Origin of the sequence: uncultured Jannaschia sp. (assembly GCF_947494055.1) — a bacterium.
In the GTDB taxonomy this organism is placed as follows: domain Bacteria; phylum Pseudomonadota; class Alphaproteobacteria; order Rhodobacterales; family Rhodobacteraceae; genus Jannaschia.
On the sequence record NZ_CANLTR010000001.1, the window covers coordinates 332335 to 353359 of the forward strand.

Here is a 21025-nt window from a genome sequence, read left to right on the forward strand (position 1 = left end):
CGGCGGCACCCGAACAAGGATGTCTGCCATGACCAATGTCGTGATCGCCTCGGCTGCCCGCACGCCCGTCGGATCGTTCCTCGGAGCCTTCGCCAACACGCCCGCGCATGAGCTCGGGGCTGCCGTGATCGAGGAGGTCGTCGCCCGCGCCGGCGTCGACAAGTCCGAAATCTCCGAGACCATCCTGGGCCAGGTCCTGACCGCCGCGCAGGGTCAGAATCCGGCGCGGCAGGCGCATATCATGGCCGGCCTTCCCGAGGAGAGCGCCGCTTGGGGCATCAACCAGGTCTGCGGCTCGGGCCTGCGCGCCGTCGCCCTCGGCGCCCAGCACATCCAGCTCGGCGACGCCGCGATCATCGTCGCCGGCGGGCAGGAGAGCATGTCGCTCGCCCCCCACGCCCAGACCATGCGGCAGGGGCAGAAGATGGGCAACATGAAGCTCGTCGACACGATGATCACCGACGGCCTCTGGGATGCGTTCAACGATTACCACATGGGCACGACCGCCGAGAACGTCGCCGAGAAGTGGCAGATCAGCCGCGATCAGCAGGACGAGTTCGCCGTCGCCAGCCAGAACAAGGCCGAGGCCGCCCAGAAGGAGGGCCGCTTCAAGGACGAGATCGTGGGCTTCACCGTCAAGACCCGCAAGGGCGAGACGGTCGTCGATCAGGACGAGTATATCCGCCACGGCGCCAACATGGAGGCGATGCAGAAGCTGCGTCCGGCCTTCGCCAAGGACGGCTCGGTCACGGCCGCGAACGCCTCCGGTCTCAACGACGGGGCAGCCGCCACGCTGCTGATGTCGGTCGAGGAGGCGGAGAAGCGCGGCATCGAGCCGCTTGCCCGCATCGTCAGCTACGCGACCGCTGGGCTCGACCCGAAGGTGATGGGCGTGGGCCCGATCTACGCCTCACGCCGCGCGCTCGAGAAGGCCGGCTGGAAGGTCGACGACCTCGACCTCGTGGAGGCGAACGAGGCCTTCGCCGCGCAGGCCTGCGCGGTGAACAAGGACATGGGCTGGGACCCGTCGATCGTGAACGTGAACGGCGGCGCCATCGCCATCGGCCACCCGATCGGCGCGTCCGGCGCCCGCGTGCTCAACACGCTGCTCTACGAGATGAAGCGCCGCGACGCGAAGAAGGGCCTCGCCACGCTCTGCATCGGCGGCGGCATGGGCGTCGCCATGTGCGTCGAGCGTCCCTGACACGACGGAGGGACCGGGTTTGCGCCCGGTCCACACCGCATGCCCGGCACGCCCCTCCCCTACGAGCAGATCGTCTTCTCCGGCGGCGGACTGCGGTGCTTCTGGCACGGCGGCTGGATGGCGGCCGTCGAGGAGACCTGCGGATTGACGCCCGCCCGGGTCACGGGCAGTTCGGGCGGGGCACTCTCCGCCGCGGCCTGGCTCGCCGATCGGGAAGACGCGTTGCGCGAACGTTTCACCCGTGCGCTGCGGGGGCAGGCCGTGAACGTCACGCTGACGGATGTCGACGACGATGACGGCCGGACCCCGCATCAGCGGCTGTACGAGACGATCGTCGCCGACACCATCAACCCCGGGGCATGCGCGCGCATTGCCGACGGCCCCGTCTTCCAGATTTCCGTCTCCACGCCCGGCGGGTCGGCCGCGCCCCTGCTGCGGGCGCTCGCCGGCGGGGCGATCTACGAGGTCGAACAGGCGTTCTCGCCCATCCCGCGTCCCCGCCTGTCGTCCGTCACCGGCATGGAGCAGCGCCTGATCGACGCGAACAGGGCGGCGCGCGACGGCACGCTGGCCGACCTCATCCGCATGGCGGCGACCGTGCCCCCGGCCTTCCGGCCGGACGAATGGGACGGCGAGCACGTCTTCGACGGCGGCATGGTCGACAAGGCCCCCTTGCCGGAGCCCGATCGCGGACCGACGCTCGTCCTGCTGACGAAGCGGTTTCACGCGCTGCCCGACGACGACGGCGGCCGCATCACCTTTGTCGAACCATCCGAGGATGTGCTGCCGGGCGCGAAGCTCGACTTCACCGATCCCGACCTGCCCGCCCACGCCTGGGCGCAGGGACGCGCGGATGGCCTCGCCTGGCGCGACGCCTACATCCGGACCTGATAGAGGAGGAGAACATCATGTCCCGTATCGCAATCGTCACCGGCGGCAGCCGCGGCATCGGGGGCGCCGTGAGCCGCGCCCTTGCGGAGGCCGGCTGCAAGGTGGCGGCGACCTATGCCGGCAACGACGAGAAGGCCCGCGCCTTCACCGAGGAGACCGGCATCAAGACCTACAAATGGAACGTCGGCGACTACGCCGCCTGCAAGGACGGCATCGCGCAGGTGGAGGCCGATCTCGGCCCCGTCGAGATCCTCGTCAATAACGCCGGGATCACCCGCGACGCGCCGTTCCACAAGATGACGCCCGAGCAATGGTCGGAGGTCATCGACACCAACCTGACCGGCGTCTTCAACATGACGCACAACGTCTGGGCCGGCATGCGCGAGCGGAAGTTCGGGCGCATCGTCACAATCAGCTCGATCAACGGGCAGAAGGGCCAGTTCGCGCAGGCGAACTACGCCGCCGCCAAGGCCGGCGACATCGGCTTCACCAAGGCGCTGGCGCAGGAGGGGGCGCGGGCCGGGATCACGGTGAACGTGGTCGCGCCGGGCTACATCAACACCGAGATGATGAGCACGATCCCGGAGAAGGTGATGAACGAGGTCATCCTGCCGCAGATCCCCGTGGGTCGCCTGGGCGAGGCCGACGAGATCGCGCGCGCGGTCGCGTTCCTCGTCTCCGACGAGGCCGGCTTCATCACCGGCTCGACACTGTCGGCGAATGGCGGCCAGTACCTGCACTGATCGCGGCACATTGTGCGCCGGACCGCCACCATGAAAGCAAGAAGGCCCGCCATTCGCGGCGGGCCTTCGGTCGAATCGGGCCCCTCTAGTGGGCCATCGCGCTCAGCTTCGCGATCTCCTGCTTGATCGCGAGCTTCCGTTTCTTCATCTCCGTCAGAGCGATGCTGTCGACAGCCGGGCTTCGGGATTCCGTTTCCACCTGCTGGGAGAGGATCTCGTGCTTCTTCTGCAACGCCGTGAGATGGGACGTGAGCGACATGGCATTCTCCTTGGATTGGACAGATGAACAGCACCACACGAGCTGAGGCGCTGTCATCAGAAATTCACGAAGCAGGCGGAATGTTGCAGCGTTTTTGAATTTACTTAATGAAAAATGCGTGAGGGGCTCGTTTTCAGGTCGAAACTGAAACGCCGTTGTCGCGCATGACGGCCCGGGCCAGGAACAGGTCCCGTGCGGACACCATCATCCGGCGCGGAAGAATGCCGATCGAGCCCTCGAGCACCGAGATGTTCGCGTCGAGCACGAAGCATTCGATCCCCTCCCCCTCCAGCAATGCCGTGGCGAAGGCGACGATCGTCGGATCGTTGGTGCGCAGCAATTCCTTCATCGCGCGACAGCTAGGCACGGCGCGCGGGCTTGTCGAGCCACGCCGGATTCGCCATTGGAGGGTCGATGCCCGACGACGTCACCCTCAACCCGCTCGAGCGGCTCAGCGCGCGCCTCGCCGACGACCTGACCTGCGTGGACGGGCTGATCCGGACGCGGATGGCGTCCGAGAACGCACCCCGCATTCCGGAGGTCACGGCTCATCTGGTCGGGGCGGGGGGCAAGCGGGTGCGACCGCTCCTGACGGTCGCCGCGGCCCGGCTCTGCGGCTACGGTGGCGCCGATCACGTCAAGCTCGCCGCGACGGTCGAGTTCATCCACACGGCGACGCTCCTGCATGACGACGTGGTCGACGAAAGCGCGCAGCGCCGGGGACGGCCGACCGCGAACCTGCTCTGGGACAACCAGTCGAGCGTGCTCGTCGGCGACTACCTCTTCGCGCGCAGCTTCCAGCTCATGGTCGAGACCGGCAGCCTGCGCGTCCTCGACATCCTCTCCGGCGCGGCGGCCACGATCGCGGAGGGCGAGGTGCTGCAACTGACCGCGGCGCGCAACCTCGCGACGAGCGAGGCGACGTATCTCAAGGTCGTACGCGGCAAGACCGCCGCCCTGTTCGAGGCCGCCTGCGAGGTCGGCGGCGTCTTGGCCGGCGCGCCGGAGGCGCAGGTCCGGGCCCTGGCGACCTATGGCGACGCGCTCGGCATCGCGTTCCAGCTTGTCGACGACTGGCTCGATTACGGCGGCGCCGGCGACGCGACCGGCAAGAATCTCGGTGACGATTTCCGCGAGGGCAAGCTCACATTGCCCGTCATCCGTGCCCTGCCGATGGCCGACGACGCGGAGCGCATCTTCTGGCGCGACGCGATCGAGCGTGGCCGGTCGGAGGATTTCGCCCGCGCCCAAGCCATCGTCACGGCGCACGGGACGCTGGAGGCGACGCGGCGGGAAGCGCTGGCCTGGCGGGACCGCGCCAGGGACGCGCTCGGGGCGCTGCCGGACAACGAATTGCGCGCGATGATGGCCGATCTGGCCGATTTCGTCGTCGAGCGGGCGAGCTGACGCGTCAGCGCAGCGTGCAGGGCCGCACCCACCACCCGTCCCGCCGCAACCTGGCCGCGGCTTCGTTCGCGGCGACCTGCGTCGGGTAGAGCCCGAAACAGGTCGCGCCGGACCCGGACATCCGCGTCACCCGCGCGCCGGTTTGCCGGATCGTACCGAGAACATCGCCGATCCCGGGGGCAAGTGTGATCGCGGCATCCTGCAGGTCGTTCCTGCGTGCCCCGAGCCAGTCCAGCGCAGCGTTCGGCGTCGCGAAGGGCGGCAACTCTCCCTGCCCCGCATTCGCCACCCGGTCGAGCGCGCGAAACACCGAGGGCGTCGGAACCGCCAACCCGGGATTGACCAGCACCGCCGGCAGTGGCGGCAGATCAACCCGCACGACGTCCTCGCCGACCCCGCGCATCCGTGCAGCGCGTCCCATCGTGCAGACCGGGACATCCGCCCCGAGTGACAGGAGTTCGGCGGTCGAGAGCCTGGCCCCGGCCAGCGAAAGAACGGTCGCCGCGTCCGACGAGCCGCCGCCGAGTCCGGCCGGATGCGGCAAGCGCTTCTCGAGCGTCACCGCGCGCCGGAGGTTGGCCAGTCGCAAGGCGCGGCAAATCAGGTTGGACTCGTCGGCCGGCACGCCTTCGGCGAACGGACCGATGACGTCGAGCCCGTCGCCCGGCGCCACCATGACGACGTCACCGAAATCCGCGAAGGCCACGAGGCTGTCGAGCAGATGATAGCCGTCGGCGCGGCGTCCGGTGACGTGAAGCGTCAGGTTGACCTTCGCGGGCGCGAGCCCCCGGACCGCCACGTCAATCCCGCGCGGCCTCGACGGCGCCCGACTGGGCCTCCTTTTCGAGAACCTGGTCCAGGCCGACCTCCAGCTTGCGCCTGATGCGGTCGAGATCCTCCTCGGGATCGAGGCTCAGGGCGCGGCGCCACTGGAACTCCGCCTCCCGCGTCCGACCGACGACCCAGAGCACGTCGCCCAAGTGGTCGTTGATCAGCGGATCGAGCGGTTCCAGCATGACGGCGCGTTCCATCGGCTCCACAGCCTCCTCGAACCGGTCGAGCCGATAGAGGGCCCAACCGAGCGAGTCGGTGATGTAGCCATCGTTCGGCTGCGCCTCGACCGCCCGTTCGATCAAGTCCAGCGCCTCGTCGAGATCGGTGCGCTGCTCCACCAGCCCGTAGCCCAGATAGTTGAGCACGTTCGGCTGCTCCGGGCTGAGTTCCAGCGCGCGCCGGAAATCGGTCTCCGCCGGATCCCAATCCCCCAGTTCCTGATGGGCCGTGCCGCGCGCGAAGAACCAGAACCAGTTCTCCGAGGCGTCGCCACCGTCGAGTTCAATGGCCCGGTCGTAGGCCGCGACGGCGTCGGCGGGCCGATCGACGCGCCGGAGCGCATCGGCATAGGCCGACCAGACCTCCTTGCGATCCGCGTTCGACCGCGACAGCGCCCGCAGCGCCTCGATCGCCGCATCCTCCTGATCGGACGCGAGTAGGACGTCGGCCCGCGCGATCTCGGCCCCGAAGAAGGCCGGATCGTCGCGCGACACCTCGGTCAGGACCGACGCGGCCAGATCGTGCTGGGCCTGACTCTCGAGCAGTTCCGCCGTCAGGATCAACGCGTCGGATTCGTCGGGCCGAAGCGTCGTGGCGGCCCGGGCGTTGAGAAGCGTGAAGGTCGTCGAGGATTCGTCCGCCAGCAGGAGCGCGAGCGTGAAATACGCCTCCGCAAGTCCGTCCCGCGGCGAGGTGACGACGTCATAGGCCACGTCCTCCCCCGCCTCTATCCGCGCCTGCAGATCCTGCAGGACCGGGGCGTTCGCCGCGTCGTTCGCCTGGCGCAGAAGGTCGAGCGCGTCGGCCTCCCGGTCGAGCTTCATCAGGATCTGCGCATGCGCCTCGACGACCCGCACGTTTGCGGGCAACGGCCCATGTGCCCGCCCGGACAGGATCTCGTCGGCGCCCTCGAAATCGCCGGCCATCGCCAGCGCGTAGGCCTTCTGTATCCAGGCGAAGGGCGCGAAGCTCTCGGTCTCGGCCAGCGTGTCGAACTGCGCCAGACCGTCGGTCGTCTCGCCCGCCGCGATCGCGACCCAGGCGCTCAGGAGTCCGTCGAGCAGAGCGCCCCCGACGCCTTCCTCCTGACCGAGTAGCGCCCGCGCATCCTCGTAGCGCGCATCCACGAGGGCCTGTACCAGCTTCGCGCCGGACGCGAACTGGCTGCGCTGGCCCAGCGCCTCGAGATCGTCGGCGATCTCGGCGGCCGCTTCGAACCTGCCGAGCACGGAGTTGATGATGATCGCGTTCTCCAGCGCCTGCGCGTTGCTGTCGTCGCGCCGGATCAGCTGTGCGTAATACTCGCTCGCCGCGACATAGTCGTTCGAGAAGCCGGCGATCCGCGCGGCGAGATACGGCCCGGCCACGCCCTGCGCCTGTGCGCCGAACGGCCCCAGGATCGCGGCGGACAGAAGAAGCGAACGAAGCATGAGGCGAACTCCCTGAGCGGCCACGGCCGCGTTTGCATCGAAAGCTAGGTTCGCCCGCCGCCCGATGCAACGCATGCCACGACGTTCGCGGCATGCGGCATCGTCACATGTTCGGGTAGTTCGGCCCGTCGCCACCCTGCGGCGGAGTCCAGACGATGTTCTGTGCCGGGTCCTTGATGTCGCAGGTCTTGCAGTGGACGCAGTTCTGGAAGTTGATCACGAACCGCGCGTCGTCCCCCTGGCCCACGAACTCATAGACCCCGGCCGGACAGTAGCGGCTGCTCGGCCCGGCATAGTTCTTGAGGTCGACCGCCACCGGCACGTCCGGGTCCTTCAGCTTCAGGTGCGGCGGCTGGCTTTCCTCGTGGTTGGTGAAGGAGAAGGCGACGTTGGTCAGCCGGTCGAAGCTCAGCTTGCCGTCGGGCTTCGGGTAGTCGATCGGCTTGTGCTTCGAGGCCGGCTCCGTGCTCTCGGCGTCGGATTTCCGGTGCTTGTTGGTATAGAAGGACCGGCCGACGAGGTTGTTCATCCACATCGACGCGCCGCCCACGGCCATGGAGGCCGCCAGCCCGTAATTCGACCAGAGCGGCTTCACGTTGCGCACCCGCTTCAGGTCCTTGCCGATCGGGCCGGTGCGCACCTCGGTGTCGTAATCTTCCAGCACGTCGCCCGACCGGCCGGCGCCGATGGCCGCATGCGCCGCCTCCGCCGCGGCCTTGCCCGAGAGCATGGCGTTGTGATTGCCCTTGATGCGCGGCACGTTGACCATGCCGGCGGCACAGCCGAGCAGGACGCCCCCGGGGAACGCGGTCTTCGGCAGTGATTGCCACCCGCCTTCCGAGATCGCCCGCGCCCCGTAAGCCACGCGCTTGCCGCCCTCCAGAAGCTCGGCCACCATCGGATGGTGCTTGAACTGCTGGAAGGACAGGTACGGGTTCACGTAGGGGTTCTTGTAGTTGAGGTGGACGACGAACCCGACATAGACCTGATTGTTGTCGAGGTGGTAGATGAACGAACCGCCGCCGGCGTTGCGGCCCAGCGGCCAGCCCATCGTGTGCACGACACGGCCCGCCTGGTGCTTCTCGGGGTCGATCTCCCAGATTTCCTTCATGCCGAGGCCGTATTTCTGCGGCTCCGCGTCGGCGTCGAGGCCGAAGCGGGCGATCACCTGCTTGGACAGCGATCCGCGCACGCCCTCCCCCAGCATCACGTACTTGCCGTGCAGCTCCATCCCCGGCTCGTAGCCCGTCCCGGGCGTGCCGTCCGAGGACTTGCCGAACTCGCCGGCGACGACGCCCTTCACCCGGTCGCCGTCCCAGACCAGTTCGGTGCAGGACATGCCAGGAAAGATCTCGACGCCCAGTTCCTCCGCCTGCTCCGCCATCCAGCGGCAGACATTGCCCAGCGAGACGACGTAATTGCCGTGGTTGTTCATCAGGGGCGGCATGGCCACGTTCGGCACCCGGACCCGTCCCTCGTGACCCAGCACGTAGAAGTTGTCGGACGTCACCGGCACGTTCAGCGGCGCGCCCTTCGCCTTCCAGTCCGGGATCAGCGCGTCCAGCCCGACCGGGTCCAGCACCGCGCCCGACAGGATATGCGCGCCGACCTCCGAGCCCTTCTCGAGGACGACCACCGACAGATCCGCGTCGAGCTGCTTGAGCCGGATCGCCGCGGACAGGCCGGCCGGTCCCGCGCCGACGATCACGACGTCGTATTCCATCGCTTCGCGTTCGATCTGCTCGGCCATCGCCCGTTCTCCCGTCCTTCGATCGGAATGGGTATGGGGATCGCCCCGGCACGCGTCAATCGCGTCGCCACATCGTGTCGCGGGTGGCCAGCCGCTTCTTCTTGGCCGAAATACTCCCGCCGGAGGCGCCTGCCGTTCCAACCGGACCGGACATTGGCTATGGGACCGCGACCGCAGTACAGGAACCCGCCATGCCCCGGACCGCAAGCTGATGGATCACTTTCTCTACCGCGACGGCAGTCTTCACGCCGAGGACGTGCCGCTGACCGAGATCGCCGCCGCCGTTGGCACCCCGGTCTACGTCTATTCCGCCGCGACGCTCCTGCGGCACTACCGGCTCTTCGACGAAGCGCTGGCCTGGGGGCCGCATCTCGTCTGCTACGCGGTGAAGGCGGCGAGCAACGTGGCGATCCTGAAGCTGCTCGGCGATGCGGGGGCCGGCATGGATGTCGTCTCGGAGGGCGAATACCGCCGCGCGCGGGCGGCTGGCGTGCCGGGCGACCGCATCGTGTTCTCTGGCGTCGGCAAGACCGAGGGCGAAATGCGCCATGTCCTCGCGGGCGGGGTGCGCCAGATCAACCTCGAGAGCGAGCCGGAGATGCGCCTGCTGTCGCGCGTGGCGGCGGAGATGGGGGTCGAGGTCCCCGTGACCGTCCGCGTCAATCCGGACGTGGACGCGAAGACCCACGAGAAGATCGCGACCGGACGCTCCGAGAACAAGTTCGGCATCCCCATCGCCCGCGCCCGCGAGGTCTATGCCGAGATCGACCGCCTGCCCGGCCTGCGCGTCGTCGGCATCGACGTCCATATCGGCAGCCAGCTCACCGACCTCGACCCGTTCCGCCAGGCCTACCGCAAGGTCGCCCAGCTGACCGGCGCCCTGCGCGCGGACGGCCACGCCATCGAGCGGCTCGACCTCGGGGGCGGCCTCGGCATCCCCTACGCCCGCTCCAACCTCGCCCCGCCGGTGCCGCAGGAATACGGCGCCGTCATCCGGGAGGAGGTCGGCCATCTCGGCTGCGAGGTCGAGATCGAGCCGGGGCGCCTGATCGCGGGCAATGCCGGGCTGCTTCTGGCCTCGACGATCTACGTGAAGGAAGGCGAGGGGCGGGACTTCCTGATCCTTGATGCGGCGATGAACGACCTGATCCGCCCGGCCATGTACGGCGCCCATCACGACATCGTGACGGTCGCCGAACCCGCAGCCGGGACGGAGACCCGGCCCTACGACATCGTCGGTCCGGTCTGCGAGACGGGCGACACGTTCGCGAAGGCGCGCGAAATGCCGCAGATCAAGGCCCGCGACCTCGTCGCGTTCCGCAGCGCGGGGGCCTACGGTGCCGTAATGGCCAGCGAATACAACGCCCGCCCGCTCGTCCCCGAGGTTCTCGTTCAAGGCTCGGACTGGGCCGTGATCCGTCCGCGGCCGAGCTACGAGGAGATGATTTTGCGGGAGGCCATTCCCCAATGGCTCTCGGCCGGCTAGGTTGCTGCAACGACCACCGGCGGAGGCTCACCCGTGGCCGAAGACCTGCGACCCGTTCAGCGTCAGCTCCGACTGACCCGCCTCGGCCTCTGGGCCGAACGCATCACACATGCCTTCTGGCCGGCCTGGACGGCGGCGATCCTCGCGGCGGCGGTCTGGACCTCGGGGCTCGCACCGGATCTATGGGAGTTCAGCCTGATCGCGGCGCTGCTCTTAGCGGCGCTCGTCCTCGTGATCCTGGGTCTGCGCGGATTCCACGCGCCTACCTCCGAGGAGACGCGTGCCCGGCTCGACGCCACGCTGCCCGGCCGGCCGCTATCGACGCTCGCCGACCACATGGCGGTCGGCGGGTCCGATGCCGGCGCCTCCGCCGTGTGGTCCGCGCACCGGGCCCGGATGGCGGCGCGCCTTGCCGGCGCGAAGGCGGTCGCGCCCGATCTGCGCGTCGCGCGGCGCGACCCCTACGCGCTGCGCTACATGGCGGTTCTGTTCCTCGCCCTCGCGCTGAGCTTCGGCACCCTCTGGCGCGCGCCCGTCCTGCCCGACCTGCCCGGTGTCGGCCAGCAGGTCGCGACCGGACCGGCCTGGGAAGGCTGGCTCGAGCCGCCGCGCCATACCGGTCTGCCGACGCTTTACCTGAACGACATCGACCCCGGAGAGGTTACCGTACCGGAGGGAACCCGCGTCACGCTGCGCCTTTACGGCGAAGCCGGCGCGCTCGCAGTGTCGGAGACCGTCTCCGGCCGCGACGTCACCCGACCGACCGAGCCATTGCAGGAGTTCACGGTCGCGCAGACGGGCACGCTCTCGATCGACGGGACGGATGACGCGCCGTTCTGGACACTTGCCGCGACCCCGGACGCTCCGCCTGAAATCGCGCTCGATGGCGCGGCCGGGTTCGAGCATCCCGACATCACCACCCTGCCCTGGCGCGCGTCGGACGATTACGGCGTGACCGGCGCAGAGCTGACGATCGCACTCGACCCCGACGCGCCCGATCTGGATTACGGGCTCGCCACCGAGCCGGAGCCGCGGGAGCCGCTGGCGCTCGAGATGTCGCTGCCCATCGCCGGCGACCGGACCGATTTCGCCGAGACGTTCCGCGCCGAGCTCACCAAGCATCCGCTGGCGGGACTGCCAGTCAAGATCACGCTGACGGCGCGCGACGGCGCCGAGCAGACCGGCGACGCGGTCGAGACCTTCGTTCTCCCCGCCCGGCCGTTCTACAGCCCCATCTCCGCCGCCCTGATCGAGCAGCGCCGCGACCTGCTCTGGTCGCGCGAGAACCGGACCCGCGCCGCACGCCTGCTACGCGCGATCACGTGGCAGGCCGACGGGTCCTGGGACAACCCGTCCGCCTATCTCATCGTCCGCATGGCGATCCGTCGCCTCGACCGCGGCGACCTGAGCGTCGAGACGCGCGACGAGATCGCGGAGATGCTGTGGCAGGCCGCAATCCGGATCGAGGAGAACTCCCTCGACTCCGCACGGGAACGTCTGGAGCAGGCACAGGAACGGCTGTCCGAGGCGATCCGGCAGGGCGCGAGCCCCGAGGAGATCGAGCGCCTGATGGCCGAGATGCGGCAGGCGATGGACGACTACACCCGTCAGCTCGCTCAGCAGGGGCAGCAGGGCCAGAGCCAGCAGCAGGCGCAGGGCGAGATGCAGGAAGTCACGCCCGACATGCTCGATCAGATGATGCAGCGCATCGAGGAGCTGATGCAGCAGGGCCGAACCGCCGAAGCGCAGGAGCTTCTTCGGCAGTTGCAGGAGATGATGGAGAACATGCAGGTCGCCGAGGGCCAGGGTCAGGGCGGCCAGGGGCAAGGTCAGGGCGAGCAGGCGATGGATCAGCTCCGTGACCAGTTGCGCGAGCAGCAGGACCTGTCGGACGAGGCCTTCCGCGATCTGCAGGAGCAGTTCGGCTCGAACGGCCAGCCGGGCCAGCAGGGTCAGGGTCAGCAACCGGGTCAGCCCGGCCAGGGTCAGCCCGGCCAGGGGCAACCGGGCCAAGGTCAGCCGGGCCAGGGTCAGCCGGGACAAGGACAGCCAGGCGATGGCCAGCGAGCCGAGGAGCCGGGCGCGAATGGCGGTCAGGGCGGCACGCCCGACGCCCGCTCGCTGGCCGAGCGGCAGCGCGCGCTCCGCGAAGGGCTGGAGACGTTGCGCGACGGCCTTCCCGGAGCGGGCACGGAAGCCGGCGACGCGGCGCGCGAGGCGCTCGGCCGAGCCGAGGGCGCGATGGAGGATGCCGAACGCGATCTGGCCGACGGCAATCTCGGCGGCGCGCTCGACGACCAGGCACGGGCAATGGACGCGTTGCGCGACGGGATGCAGGAACTGGGCCGCGCGATGGCCGGGGAGCGGCAGGAAAACCCGGGCGAGGGCCGCGGTCAGGCCGGGATGCAGAACGGGCAGGCCATGGATCGCGATCCGCTCGGCCGGCAATCCGGCGAGGGCGGACAGTTCGGCACCGACGAGAACTTCCTGAACGGCCCCGACGCCGCCCGGCGCGCGCAGGACCTGATGGACGAGATCCGGCGCCGCTCCGGCGAACGCGAACGCCCGCAGGTGGAGCTGGACTACCTACGCCGACTGCTCGAGCGGTTCTGAGGCACCGGACGGGTCCGGAGTATTCTACAGGCGCAAAGCACAGGCGCACGTGACGCCGAGACGGCCGTGGCGATGCGTTGAGGGCCGGAGCGTTCATCGAAACCACCTCTCCGTGTTACAGCGCCTCAAGCCCGGTCGTGAGGCCGGACGCGCCCGACGGAAGCTCTCGTTTCTGGACGTGGTTGCACCGTCCGTCTCGTGCCGCAAAGGTGAGTCGGGCGCCCCCTCGAACGCCCCGATTTTCAGAAGCTCCCGGGCTCAGGTCTCCGACAGCATCCGCGCGGTCAGCGCCTCGACCCATTGCGCGAGCGCGGTCCGTTGCGCGTCGATCCAATCGACATAGTCCGCGAGCGGGTCGGCCGCCGTCGGGAGCGCGGCGGCGATCTCGTCCGCGAAAGCGTAGACAAGGACGAACAGGCCGACGAACGCACAGGCGATCAGGAAACCGCCCCAGAAGCCGGTCGACCCTCCGGCTGCGGCATCCCCCCTGTCCTCGTCCTCGACGGTCGTGCCCGACTCGTCCGGACGTAGCGACGAATTGATCTCCTCGATATCGGGCAGGAGTTCCCGCCGCATCTTGCGGGGCGGCTCCGCATCGGGACGGGGTCCGATACCCGGATCGACCTCGTTCCGTTCGCCCGTGGCGGAGGCCGCCGGGTCCGGTCGTGCCTTCGCAGCGCGTTCGGTCCGGTTCCCGGTCGCCTCGCGCGTGCGCGCATGTTCGGCCGCGGCGGCCATGCGCCGCCGCTCCGCCGCCGCCCGTTGGCGGGCATCGTCCGGCGGGGGAACGGCGGGTGTGGGTTCCGGTCGCATCGGGGCGGTGCCCACCCGGCGCCGTTGCGCCTCGTGGTCGCGCTCCTCCCGCAGGACCCGCAGGATCGCCTCGTTCGCCGAGGCACGCGGGATTGCAGACGGCATCCCGCCCCGGTCCGCCTCTTCGTCCTCGTCTTCGAAATCCGCCTCGTCCTCGGGGAGGGCCGTCGCATCGTCCTCCGGGTCGTCATCGAGGTCGGCCTCGACATCCGTCTCCTCGGGGTCTGCATCGTCGTCGCCGTCTCCCGCGCCGGCCGGATCGCCGCCGCCCGCAGCAACGGCGGGCGAGATCGGTACGCCATCCACGTACCATGCCCGGCCGCAATTGGAGCATTGCACCTCCCGACCGTCCGACGGGATCAGATCGTCGGCGATCTCGTAGTGAACGCTGCAATTCGGGCAGATGATGCGCATGTCGGGACCTCGAGACGTTGCGCCAACGCGCCTCATCAGCCTCGCGGTGTCAACCCTGACCGCCTTTCGCGTGACCCTGACGTCGTTTCCGCGTGACTGTGAGCGGACTCGGCCTTTCACGCATCCCGCGGCTTCGCGTATGGATGGCGCATGCAGCTGATCCGCTCTCTCGTCTTCAATTTCGTGCTCTACGCCTGGATGGCGGTCCTCGGAATCGTCTATGCGCCCTGGGCGATCGTCTCGCCGGTGGGGGCGCGGGCGGCCTGCGACGCCTATGCTCGCCACGTCCGCTGGATGCTGCACCATATCGTCGGCCTGCGCACCGAGGTTCGCGGCACGCCGCCGGAGGGGGCGGCGCTCGTCGCGGCGAAGCATCAGAGCTTCCTCGACATCCTCGTCCTCTGGGACGCGCTGCCCCGCGGCTTCTTCGTGATGAAATCGATCCTGCGCTACGCCCCGGTCTTGGGTCAGTACGCCCTCCGTCTCGGCTGCATCCCCGTCCATCGCGGCAAGCGGGCCGAGGCGATCAAGCGGATGCTGGCCGAAGTGACCTCCGGACAACGCGAGAGCGGGCAGTTGCTGATCTATCCGCAGGGCACCCGTGTCGCGCCCGGTACGGTGATGCCCTACAAGATCGGCACCTTTGTCCTCTACGAGCAGTTGGGCCAGCCCTGTGTGCCGGTCGCCACCAATGTCGGGCTGTTCTGGCCGAAGCGGGGCGTGCTGCGGAAGCGGGGCCTCGGCGTCGTCGAGTTCCTCGAACCGATCCAGCCGGGTCTCGACCGGACGACCTTCATGCGTCTGCTGGAGGAGCGGATCGAGCTGGCCTCGAACCGGCTGATGGAGGAGGCGGGATTCCCCGTCGCGAAAACGCCGCAGACCTTCGGCGACCCGGTCGCGGAGGCGGCGCGCGACATCGTCCGCTCGAATTCCTGACCGCAGGAACGGAACGATGACGCGCGCGGTGATGATCCAGGGCGCGGGCTCGAACGTGGGCAAGTCGATGCTCGTCGCGGGGCTCTGCCGGCACTTCGCGCGGCAGGGCCTGCGGGTTCGGCCGTTCAAGCCGCAGAACATGTCGAACAATGCCGCCGTGACTGCCGACGGGGGCGAGATCGGCCGGGCCCAGGCGTTGCAGGCGCTGGCCTGCGGGGTGGAGCCGCGGGTGGACATGAACCCGGTCCTGCTGAAGCCCGAAACCGAGATCGGCGCGCAGGTCGTCGTTCAGGGCCACCGGCTCGCGACGGTACGGGCGCGGGACTACGCGAAGCTGAAGCCGCAGCTGCTCGAGGCCTGCCTGACGAGCTTCCGGCGCCTGTCGGACGATTGCGACCTCGTGATCGTCGAGGGGGCCGGCTCCCCGGCGGAAATCAACCTGCGGGCGGGCGACATCGCGAATATGGGCTTCGCGGCGGCGGCGGACCTGCCGGTGATCCTCGCCGGCGACATCGACCGGGGCGGCGTCATCGCGCAGCTCGTCGGCACGCATGCGGTGCTGGACCCCGGAGACGCATCCCGCATCGAGGGATTCCTCGTCAACAAGTTCCGCGGCGACGCGACGCTCTTTGCCGACGGCATGCGGGAGATCGCGGCGCGGACGGGATGGACGGGCCTCGGCATCGTGCCGTGGTTCGAGGAGGCCTGGCGCCTGCCGGCTGAGGACGTGATGGACATCCGCTCGCGTTCCCGCGACGGGGCCTTCCGCATCGCGGTGCCGCGGTTGAACCGGATCGCCAATTTCGACGACCTCGACCCGCTCTCCGCCGATCCCGCCCTCTCCGTCGAAATCGTGCCGCCCGGTCGCCCCCTGCCCGTCGCCGACCTGATCCTCATTCCCGGGTCGAAATCCACCATCGCGGACCTGGCCTCGTTCCGGGCCAACGGATGGGACATCGACCTGATGGCGCATCGCCGGCGGGGCGGTCACGTTCTCGGCATCTGCGGCGGCTACCAGATGCTGGGGCGCAGCCTGTCGGACCCGGGCGGTATCGAGGGCCCGCCCGCCACGGTCCCGGGGCTGGGCCTGCTCGACGTCGACACGGTGCTCGCCCCGAAAAAGCATTTAGCGCGGGTCGCTGCCCGCTACGTGGCAAGCGGGGCCGCCGTGGCCGGCTACGAGATCCATATGGGGCAAACCACCGGGCCCGATGCAGGGCGCGGCTGGCTCGAGGTCGACGGTGCGCGTGCCGGCGCGGCGAGCGCGGACGGACATGTGCTCGGCTGCTACCTGCACGGGCTCTTCACCGGCGACGCCTTCCGTGCGGCCTTCCTCGCCCGGATCGGGGCCGCGGCGAGCGAAGGGCAATACGGCGCGGGCGTCGAGGACGTGCTCGACCGCCTCGCCGACCACCTTGCCGCCGCTCTCGATCTGGGCGGAATCGAGCGAATTGCCCGCGTTATCAGATAGCGCCGCGCCATCGTTGCCGTAAGAGGTCCGGCAACCTATGGTCCCGCCGACCTGCCCCCGACTTTCCCCGTCCAGGAGACGCCCCTATGTTCCGCGCCCCGCTCCTCCGCGCCGCCGCCCTGCTCGTCCTCGCCGCTACGCCCGTCCTCTCCGCGCAATGTGGCAACGACGCGGGCGGCTGGGACCGTTGGAAACGGGAGTTCGGCGAGGAGGCCGCCGCCGCCGGGATCGGGCAACGCGGGTTGCAGGCCCTCGGGGGCGCGACCTACGCCACCCGGACCATCGCGGCCGATCGCAACCAGACCGGCGTGAAATACGCCCTCGACGACTTCATTCGCATCCGCCTCGGCTCCCTCGACGGGTTCGCGGCGCAGGCGAACAAGCGGCTGAACCAGAACCGCGCCTTCTTTCAGAACCTCGAGGCGCGCTACGGCGTGCCGGCTGGCATCCTGCTGGCCATTCACGGGATGGAGACGGGGTTCGGTCGCAACATGGGATCCGAGAACGTCGTGTCCTCGATCCTGACGGTGGCCTACGATTGCCGGCGCAGCGACTTCTTCACGCCGCACGCGCTGGCCGCGTTGTCGATGGTCGACCGGGGCATGCTCTCGCCCGGCCAGGACGGCGCCGCGCACGGGGAGCTCGGCCACACCCAGTTCCTGCCAGGCAACGCGCTGCGCTACGGCGTGGACGGCAACGGCGACGGGCGGGTCGACTTCTACGACATGGCCGATGCGCTGGCCTCGACGGCGTACTTCCTGCGGCAGAAGGGCTGGCAGCCGGGACAGCCGTTTCAGGAGGGAACGGCGAATTTCCGGGTCCTGGACGAGTGGAACGCAGCGACGGTCTACCAGCAGGCCATCGCGCTCTCGGCGGCCCGTATCGGCTGAGGCCCGGCGGCCCGCGGGACTTCGCCTCACGAAAGCGACGTGATGCGCAGCCGGCCCGGGCGTGCTTCCGGCAGGCCCGGGACCGTCAGGCCGAACGGCTAGATCGACGCCGAGGCGCCCCCGGCCGGGATCTCCTCGATCACGACATAGGTCCGCGTCTCCCGAACGCCGGGCAACGCGGCCAGGGCCTCGGCGAGGAAGGCGCGGTAATCGGCCATGTCCCGGTGCCGCGTCTTCAGGAGGTAATCGAACCCGCCGGCGACCATGTGGCATTCCTCGATCCCCTTCACGCCGGCGACGGCCTCGGCGAAGGCGACGAAGACGTCGCCGTCCGTCCGGTCCAGCTTGACCTCGACGAAGGCGATCAGGCCCAGACCCAGCGCCGCGTGATCCAGGCGGACCGTGTAGCCTGCGATGACGCCCGCGCGGCGCAGCCGGCGCATCCGCTCCGCCGTCGCGTTGGCCGACAGCCCGATCCGCTCGGCCAGGGCCGTGACGGAAAGCCGCGCATCCTCCTGCAATGCGCGGACAAGCCGGCGATCCGTCCGGTCGATCGGATCTATCACCGCGAAATCCTCCGTCCTGTTTCTCGATACCACGAATATACTAAGTCGCGCGGGCCGTCAGGCCCCGTTTTCGGTGAGTCCGCATGGCTTCGCCCGTGCTATCCCTGTCGGGACACGTCCGAGGAGCCTGCCGATGTCCTTCTCCGCCCCTTTCGCCGCCGCCGACGAGACGCTCGTCCCCGCGCTCCTGCCACTCGCCGAGGTCGCGCCCGAGACGCGCGAGCGGGCCGAGCGCCTGATCCAGGGTATCCGCCGCGCGCAGACGCGGATCGGCGGGCTCGAGGACTTCCTGCGCGACTACGACCTTTCGACCCGCGAGGGGCTCGCGCTGATGGCGATGGCCGAGGCGCTGCTCCGCGTGCCCGACGAGGCGACGCAGGACGCGCTGATCGCCGACAAAATCGGTGCGGGGAAGTGGGACGAGCACGAACCCTCCGACGCCTGGCTGGTCTCCGCCGCGACCTGGGGGCTCGGCATGTCGAACCGCCTGCTGCGGCCCAACGACACCGTGCCCGGCGTCCTGACGGGGCTGACCCGGCGCATCGGCGTGCCCGCCGTGCGCACCGGCGTCCGGCAGGCGATGCGCTTCATGGGCCACCAGTTCGTGCTGGGCGAGACGATCGAGAGCGCCCTGAAGCGGGCCCGAGAGAACGAAGCGAAGGGCGCGCTGCACAGCTACGACATGCTGGGCGAGGGCGCGAAGACCCGCGCCGATGCCGAACGCTACGCGAAGTCGTATGCCGGCGCGATCGACGCGATCGGTCGCGCGGCCGGCAACCGCCCCCTGCCGCACAGGCCCGGCATCTCGGTCAAGCTCTCCGCGCTCCATCCCCGCTATGAACCGCGCAACCGGGCGGCCATGCTGTGCGAGCTGACACCCGTCCTCGTCGACCTCGCCCGGCAAGCAAAGTCCTACGACCTGAACTTCACCGTCGACGCCGAGGAGCAGGATCGGCTGGAGCTTTCCCTTGAGGTGATCGAAGCCGCGTTCGAGGACGAGCGCTTGCGCGACTGGAACGGGTTCGGCCTCGCCATCCAGGCATACGGCAAGCGCGCCGAGGCGGTGATCGACTGGGCCGGCGACCTTGCCCGTCGTCATGGCCAGACGCTGATGGTGCGGCTGGTGAAGGGCGCCTACTGGGACACCGAGGTCAAGCACGCCCAGGTCGAGGGCCATGCGGACTACCCGGTCTTCACCCGCAAGGCGGTGACCGACCTGAACTACCTCGCCTGCGCGAAGAAGATGCTGGCTCTGCGCCCGCATCTCTATCCGCAATTCGCCACGCACAACGCGCTGACCATCGCCAAGATCATCGAGATGGACGCGGAGGGCCACGGCACCGGCAACCGCCATCCGGGCGGGTTCGAGTTCCAACGGCTGCACGGCATGGGCGAGGCGCTCTACGCCGCCGTCGCCAAGGAAACAGAGATGCCCTGCCGGATCTACGCGCCCGTAGGCGGGCATCGCGACCTGCTGGCCTATCTCGTCCGGCGCCTTCTGGAGAACGGCGCCTCGACGAGCTTCGTGGCCATGGCGGGCGACAAGGACGTGGACGTTGCCGCCGTGCTCGACATGCCGCAGGACCTCGCCGCGACGCCCCGCCACGCGCGCATCCCGATGCCGAACGGCCTCTTTGCCGGGCGCCGCAACTCCACCGGTGTCGAGATCGGCGCGCGGCGGGAGCTCGACGCGCTGTTCCGAGACATGCAGCGCGCGCCGGCGGCGTCCGAGATCAAGCCGATGGCCCCGTCCGACATCGACGGTGTCATGTCCCGCGCGCGCGCGGCCTTCGCCGAGTGGTCCACCACCGCACCCGCCAGCCGTGCCGCGATCCTGCGCCGCGCGGCCGACCTTCTGGAAGCGGAACGCGCCGCCCTCATGGCCACGCTCGCCCGCGAGGCGGGCAAGACCATCGACGACGGCATCGCCGAGATCCGGGAGGCGGTCGATTTCCTGCGGTTCTACGCCGACGAGGCGGAGACGCTGTGCCAGCCGCGCGCCCTGCCCGGCCCCACGGGCGAGTCGAACGAGTGGCGGGTGCGGGGCCGCGGGGTCTTCGTCACCGTCGCCCCGTGGAACTTTCCGCTGGCGATCTTCCTCGGCCAGACCGCCGCCGCGCTCGCCGCGGGCAACGCCGTCGCCGCCAAGCCCGCGCCGCAGACGCCGCGCATCGCGGCGCAGGCGGTCGCGCTGCTGCATCGGGCCGGCGTGCCGGCAGACGCGCTGATCCTCGTGCCCGGGGGCGTCGAGGTCGGCCAGGCGCTGATCGCGCATCGCGATGTCGCCGGCGTGGCGTTCACCGGCTCCACCGCCACGGCCAAGGCGATCAACCTCGCGCTTGCGCAGAAGGATGGCCCGATCGTCCCGCTCGTCGCGGAGACCGGCGGGGTCAACGCGATGATCGTCGATGCCACCGCCCTGCCCGAACAGGTGACGCGCGACGTGACCGCCTCCGCCTTCCGCTCCGCCGGTCAGCGCTGCTCGGCCTGCCGCATCGTCTACCTGCAGGAGGACGTGGCCGACCGGATGCTGGAGATGATCGAGGGCGCCGCGGCGACGCTCACCCTCGGCGACCCGATGGACCCGGCGACCGATATCGGTCCGGTGATCGACGAGGCCGCGCTGAAGAAGCTCCGCGATCACGCCGGCGCGCACCGCATTCGCTGGCAGGGCGACGCCCCGGAAGGCCGGTTCATGCCGCCGACGATCATCGAACTCGGCCCGGACGAGAGGCTCACGGAGGAGGTGTTCGGCCCGGTCCTGCACGTCAAGCGCTGGAAGGCCGGGCGGATCGACGCCGTGCTCGACGAGATCGAGGCGACCGGCTTCGGGCTCACCTTCGGGCTCCACTCCCGCATCGACGCGACCATCGCCCACGTGACCGCCCGCGCGCCGGCCGGCAACGTCTACGTCAATCGCAACCAGATCGGCGCCATCGTGGGTTCGCAACCTTTCGGCGGACGCGGCAAGTCCGGCACCGGACCGAAGGCGGGCGGTCCGCTCTACCTGCAGCGTTTTGTGGAGGAGGTCGTCGTCTCGACCGACACGACGGCCGCGGGCGGCAACGCCACGCTGATCGCGATGGAGGCGCGCTAGAG

The 21025-nt window shown here is 69.6% G+C and carries 17 protein-coding genes; 10 read left to right on the forward strand and 7 right to left on the reverse strand.

What is annotated here, in order from left to right; all coding sequences use genetic code 11:
• Positions 1-28: 28 nt before the first annotated feature.
• The 3 genes from Q1A87_RS01710 to phbB are packed head-to-tail and all read left to right on the forward strand — an operon-like array spanning position 29 to position 2838.
• On the forward strand, positions 29-1204 hold the full coding sequence (locus Q1A87_RS01710) for an acetyl-CoA C-acetyltransferase (RefSeq protein ID WP_299646395.1): 1176 nt from the start codon (positions 29-31) through the stop codon (positions 1202-1204).
• Positions 1205-1243: 39 nt separating this feature from the next.
• Complete coding sequence (locus Q1A87_RS01715) at positions 1244-2095, forward strand: patatin-like phospholipase family protein (protein ID WP_299646397.1); 852 nt, start codon at positions 1244-1246, stop codon at positions 2093-2095.
• Between the two features lie 17 nt (positions 2096-2112).
• Positions 2113-2838 carry an acetoacetyl-CoA reductase gene (phbB, locus tag Q1A87_RS01720; protein ID WP_299646399.1) on the forward strand — a complete coding sequence of 242 codons (726 nt, stop codon included), beginning with the start codon at positions 2113-2115 and terminating at the stop codon, positions 2836-2838.
• A gap of 85 nt (positions 2839-2923) precedes the next feature.
• On the opposite strand, the gene Q1A87_RS01725 is transcribed toward phbB, so the two are convergent.
• Both Q1A87_RS01725 and Q1A87_RS01730 read right to left on the reverse strand, forming a co-directional pair.
• On the reverse strand, positions 2924-3097 hold the full coding sequence (locus tag Q1A87_RS01725; protein ID WP_299646401.1) for a DUF465 domain-containing protein: 174 nt from the start codon (positions 3095-3097) through the stop codon (positions 2924-2926).
• Positions 3098-3230: 133 nt separating this feature from the next.
• Complete coding sequence (locus Q1A87_RS01730; RefSeq protein WP_299646403.1) at positions 3231-3446, reverse strand: DUF2007 domain-containing protein; 216 nt, start codon at positions 3444-3446, stop codon at positions 3231-3233.
• Positions 3447-3511: 65 nt separating this feature from the next.
• Between Q1A87_RS01730 and Q1A87_RS01735 the strand changes: the two genes are divergently transcribed.
• Entirely contained in the window at positions 3512-4504 is a 993-nt protein-coding gene (locus Q1A87_RS01735; protein ID WP_299646405.1) for a polyprenyl synthetase family protein, read from the forward strand.
• A gap of 4 nt (positions 4505-4508) precedes the next feature.
• Here Q1A87_RS01735 and Q1A87_RS01740 read toward each other — a convergent pair whose 3' ends face one another.
• The 3 genes from Q1A87_RS01740 to Q1A87_RS01750 form a co-directional block, all read right to left on the reverse strand.
• Positions 4509-5303: a 4-(cytidine 5'-diphospho)-2-C-methyl-D-erythritol kinase gene (locus tag Q1A87_RS01740; protein ID WP_299646407.1), complete on the reverse strand. Its 795-nt coding sequence runs from the start codon at positions 5301-5303 to the stop codon at positions 4509-4511.
• A 1-nt stretch (position 5304) separates the two neighbouring features.
• Positions 5305-6987, reverse strand: a complete 1683-nt coding sequence (locus tag Q1A87_RS01745; protein WP_299646409.1) for a tetratricopeptide repeat protein — start codon at positions 6985-6987, stop codon at positions 5305-5307.
• A gap of 103 nt (positions 6988-7090) precedes the next feature.
• Entirely contained in the window at positions 7091-8737 is a 1647-nt protein-coding gene (locus tag Q1A87_RS01750) for an electron transfer flavoprotein-ubiquinone oxidoreductase (protein ID WP_299646411.1), read from the reverse strand.
• A 211-nt stretch (positions 8738-8948) separates the two neighbouring features.
• Between Q1A87_RS01750 and lysA the strand changes: the two genes are divergently transcribed.
• Together lysA and Q1A87_RS01760 are read left to right on the forward strand one after the other, a co-directional pair.
• On the forward strand, positions 8949-10223 hold the full coding sequence (gene lysA, locus Q1A87_RS01755; RefSeq protein WP_299646413.1) for a diaminopimelate decarboxylase: 1275 nt from the start codon (positions 8949-8951) through the stop codon (positions 10221-10223).
• 33 nt (positions 10224-10256) lie between these two features.
• The gene (locus Q1A87_RS01760) at positions 10257-12836 is read left to right on the forward strand and encodes a DUF4175 domain-containing protein (RefSeq protein ID WP_299646415.1); all 2580 of its coding nucleotides are present in this window, start codon (positions 10257-10259) and stop codon (positions 12834-12836) included.
• A 258-nt stretch (positions 12837-13094) separates the two neighbouring features.
• Here Q1A87_RS01760 and Q1A87_RS01765 read toward each other — a convergent pair whose 3' ends face one another.
• Entirely contained in the window at positions 13095-14063 is a 969-nt protein-coding gene (locus Q1A87_RS01765; RefSeq protein ID WP_299646417.1) for a zinc-ribbon domain-containing protein, read from the reverse strand.
• A gap of 150 nt (positions 14064-14213) precedes the next feature.
• Here Q1A87_RS01765 and Q1A87_RS01770 point away from each other — a divergent pair, with 150 nt between their 5' ends.
• The 3 genes from Q1A87_RS01770 to Q1A87_RS01780 all read left to right on the forward strand — a co-directional run bounded on the left by Q1A87_RS01770 (position 14214) and on the right by Q1A87_RS01780 (position 17360).
• Positions 14214-14999, forward strand: a complete 786-nt coding sequence (locus Q1A87_RS01770; protein WP_299646419.1) for a lysophospholipid acyltransferase family protein — start codon at positions 14214-14216, stop codon at positions 14997-14999.
• A gap of 16 nt (positions 15000-15015) precedes the next feature.
• On the forward strand, positions 15016-16470 hold the full coding sequence (locus tag Q1A87_RS01775; RefSeq protein WP_299646422.1) for a cobyric acid synthase: 1455 nt from the start codon (positions 15016-15018) through the stop codon (positions 16468-16470).
• Positions 16471-16556: 86 nt separating this feature from the next.
• Positions 16557-17360, forward strand: coding sequence for a lytic murein transglycosylase (locus Q1A87_RS01780; RefSeq protein ID WP_299646424.1), 804 nt, complete (start codon positions 16557-16559; stop codon positions 17358-17360).
• Between the two features lie 98 nt (positions 17361-17458).
• Here the strand turns inward: Q1A87_RS01780 and Q1A87_RS01785 are convergent, their stop codons facing one another.
• A complete protein-coding gene (locus Q1A87_RS01785) occupies positions 17459-17926 on the reverse strand; it encodes an Lrp/AsnC ligand binding domain-containing protein (RefSeq protein ID WP_299646426.1) in 468 nt (155 codons plus the stop codon).
• A gap of 133 nt (positions 17927-18059) precedes the next feature.
• Between Q1A87_RS01785 and Q1A87_RS01790 the strand changes: the two genes are divergently transcribed.
• Complete coding sequence (locus Q1A87_RS01790) at positions 18060-21023, forward strand: L-glutamate gamma-semialdehyde dehydrogenase (RefSeq protein ID WP_299646428.1); 2964 nt, start codon at positions 18060-18062, stop codon at positions 21021-21023.
• Positions 21024-21025: the final 2 nt, after the last annotated feature.

Bases quoted from the DNA above. Each gene is read 5' to 3' on its own strand.
- Q1A87_RS01710 (WP_299646395.1), top strand. From the start codon at position 29: ATGACCAATGTCGTGATCGCCTCGGCTGCCCGCACGCCCGTCGGATCG.
- Q1A87_RS01715 (WP_299646397.1), top strand. From the start codon at position 1,244: ATGCCCGGCACGCCCCTCCCCTACGAGCAGATCGTCTTCTCCGGCGGC.
- phbB (WP_299646399.1), top strand. From the start codon at position 2,113: ATGTCCCGTATCGCAATCGTCACCGGCGGCAGCCGCGGCATCGGGGGC.
- Q1A87_RS01725 (WP_299646401.1), bottom strand. From the start codon at position 3,097: ATGTCGCTCACGTCCCATCTCACGGCGTTGCAGAAGAAGCACGAGATC.
- Q1A87_RS01730 (WP_299646403.1), bottom strand. From the start codon at position 3,446: ATGAAGGAATTGCTGCGCACCAACGATCCGACGATCGTCGCCTTCGCC.
- Q1A87_RS01735 (WP_299646405.1), top strand. From the start codon at position 3,512: ATGCCCGACGACGTCACCCTCAACCCGCTCGAGCGGCTCAGCGCGCGC.
- Q1A87_RS01745 (WP_299646409.1), bottom strand. From the start codon at position 6,987: ATGCTTCGTTCGCTTCTTCTGTCCGCCGCGATCCTGGGGCCGTTCGGC.
- Q1A87_RS01750 (WP_299646411.1), bottom strand. From the start codon at position 8,737: ATGGCCGAGCAGATCGAACGCGAAGCGATGGAATACGACGTCGTGATC.
- lysA (WP_299646413.1), top strand. From the start codon at position 8,949: ATGGATCACTTTCTCTACCGCGACGGCAGTCTTCACGCCGAGGACGTG.
- Q1A87_RS01765 (WP_299646417.1), bottom strand. From the start codon at position 14,063: ATGCGCATCATCTGCCCGAATTGCAGCGTTCACTACGAGATCGCCGAC.
- Q1A87_RS01770 (WP_299646419.1), top strand. From the start codon at position 14,214: ATGCAGCTGATCCGCTCTCTCGTCTTCAATTTCGTGCTCTACGCCTGG.
- Q1A87_RS01775 (WP_299646422.1), top strand. From the start codon at position 15,016: ATGACGCGCGCGGTGATGATCCAGGGCGCGGGCTCGAACGTGGGCAAG.
- Q1A87_RS01780 (WP_299646424.1), top strand. From the start codon at position 16,557: ATGTTCCGCGCCCCGCTCCTCCGCGCCGCCGCCCTGCTCGTCCTCGCC.
- Q1A87_RS01790 (WP_299646428.1), top strand. From the start codon at position 18,060: ATGTCCTTCTCCGCCCCTTTCGCCGCCGCCGACGAGACGCTCGTCCCC.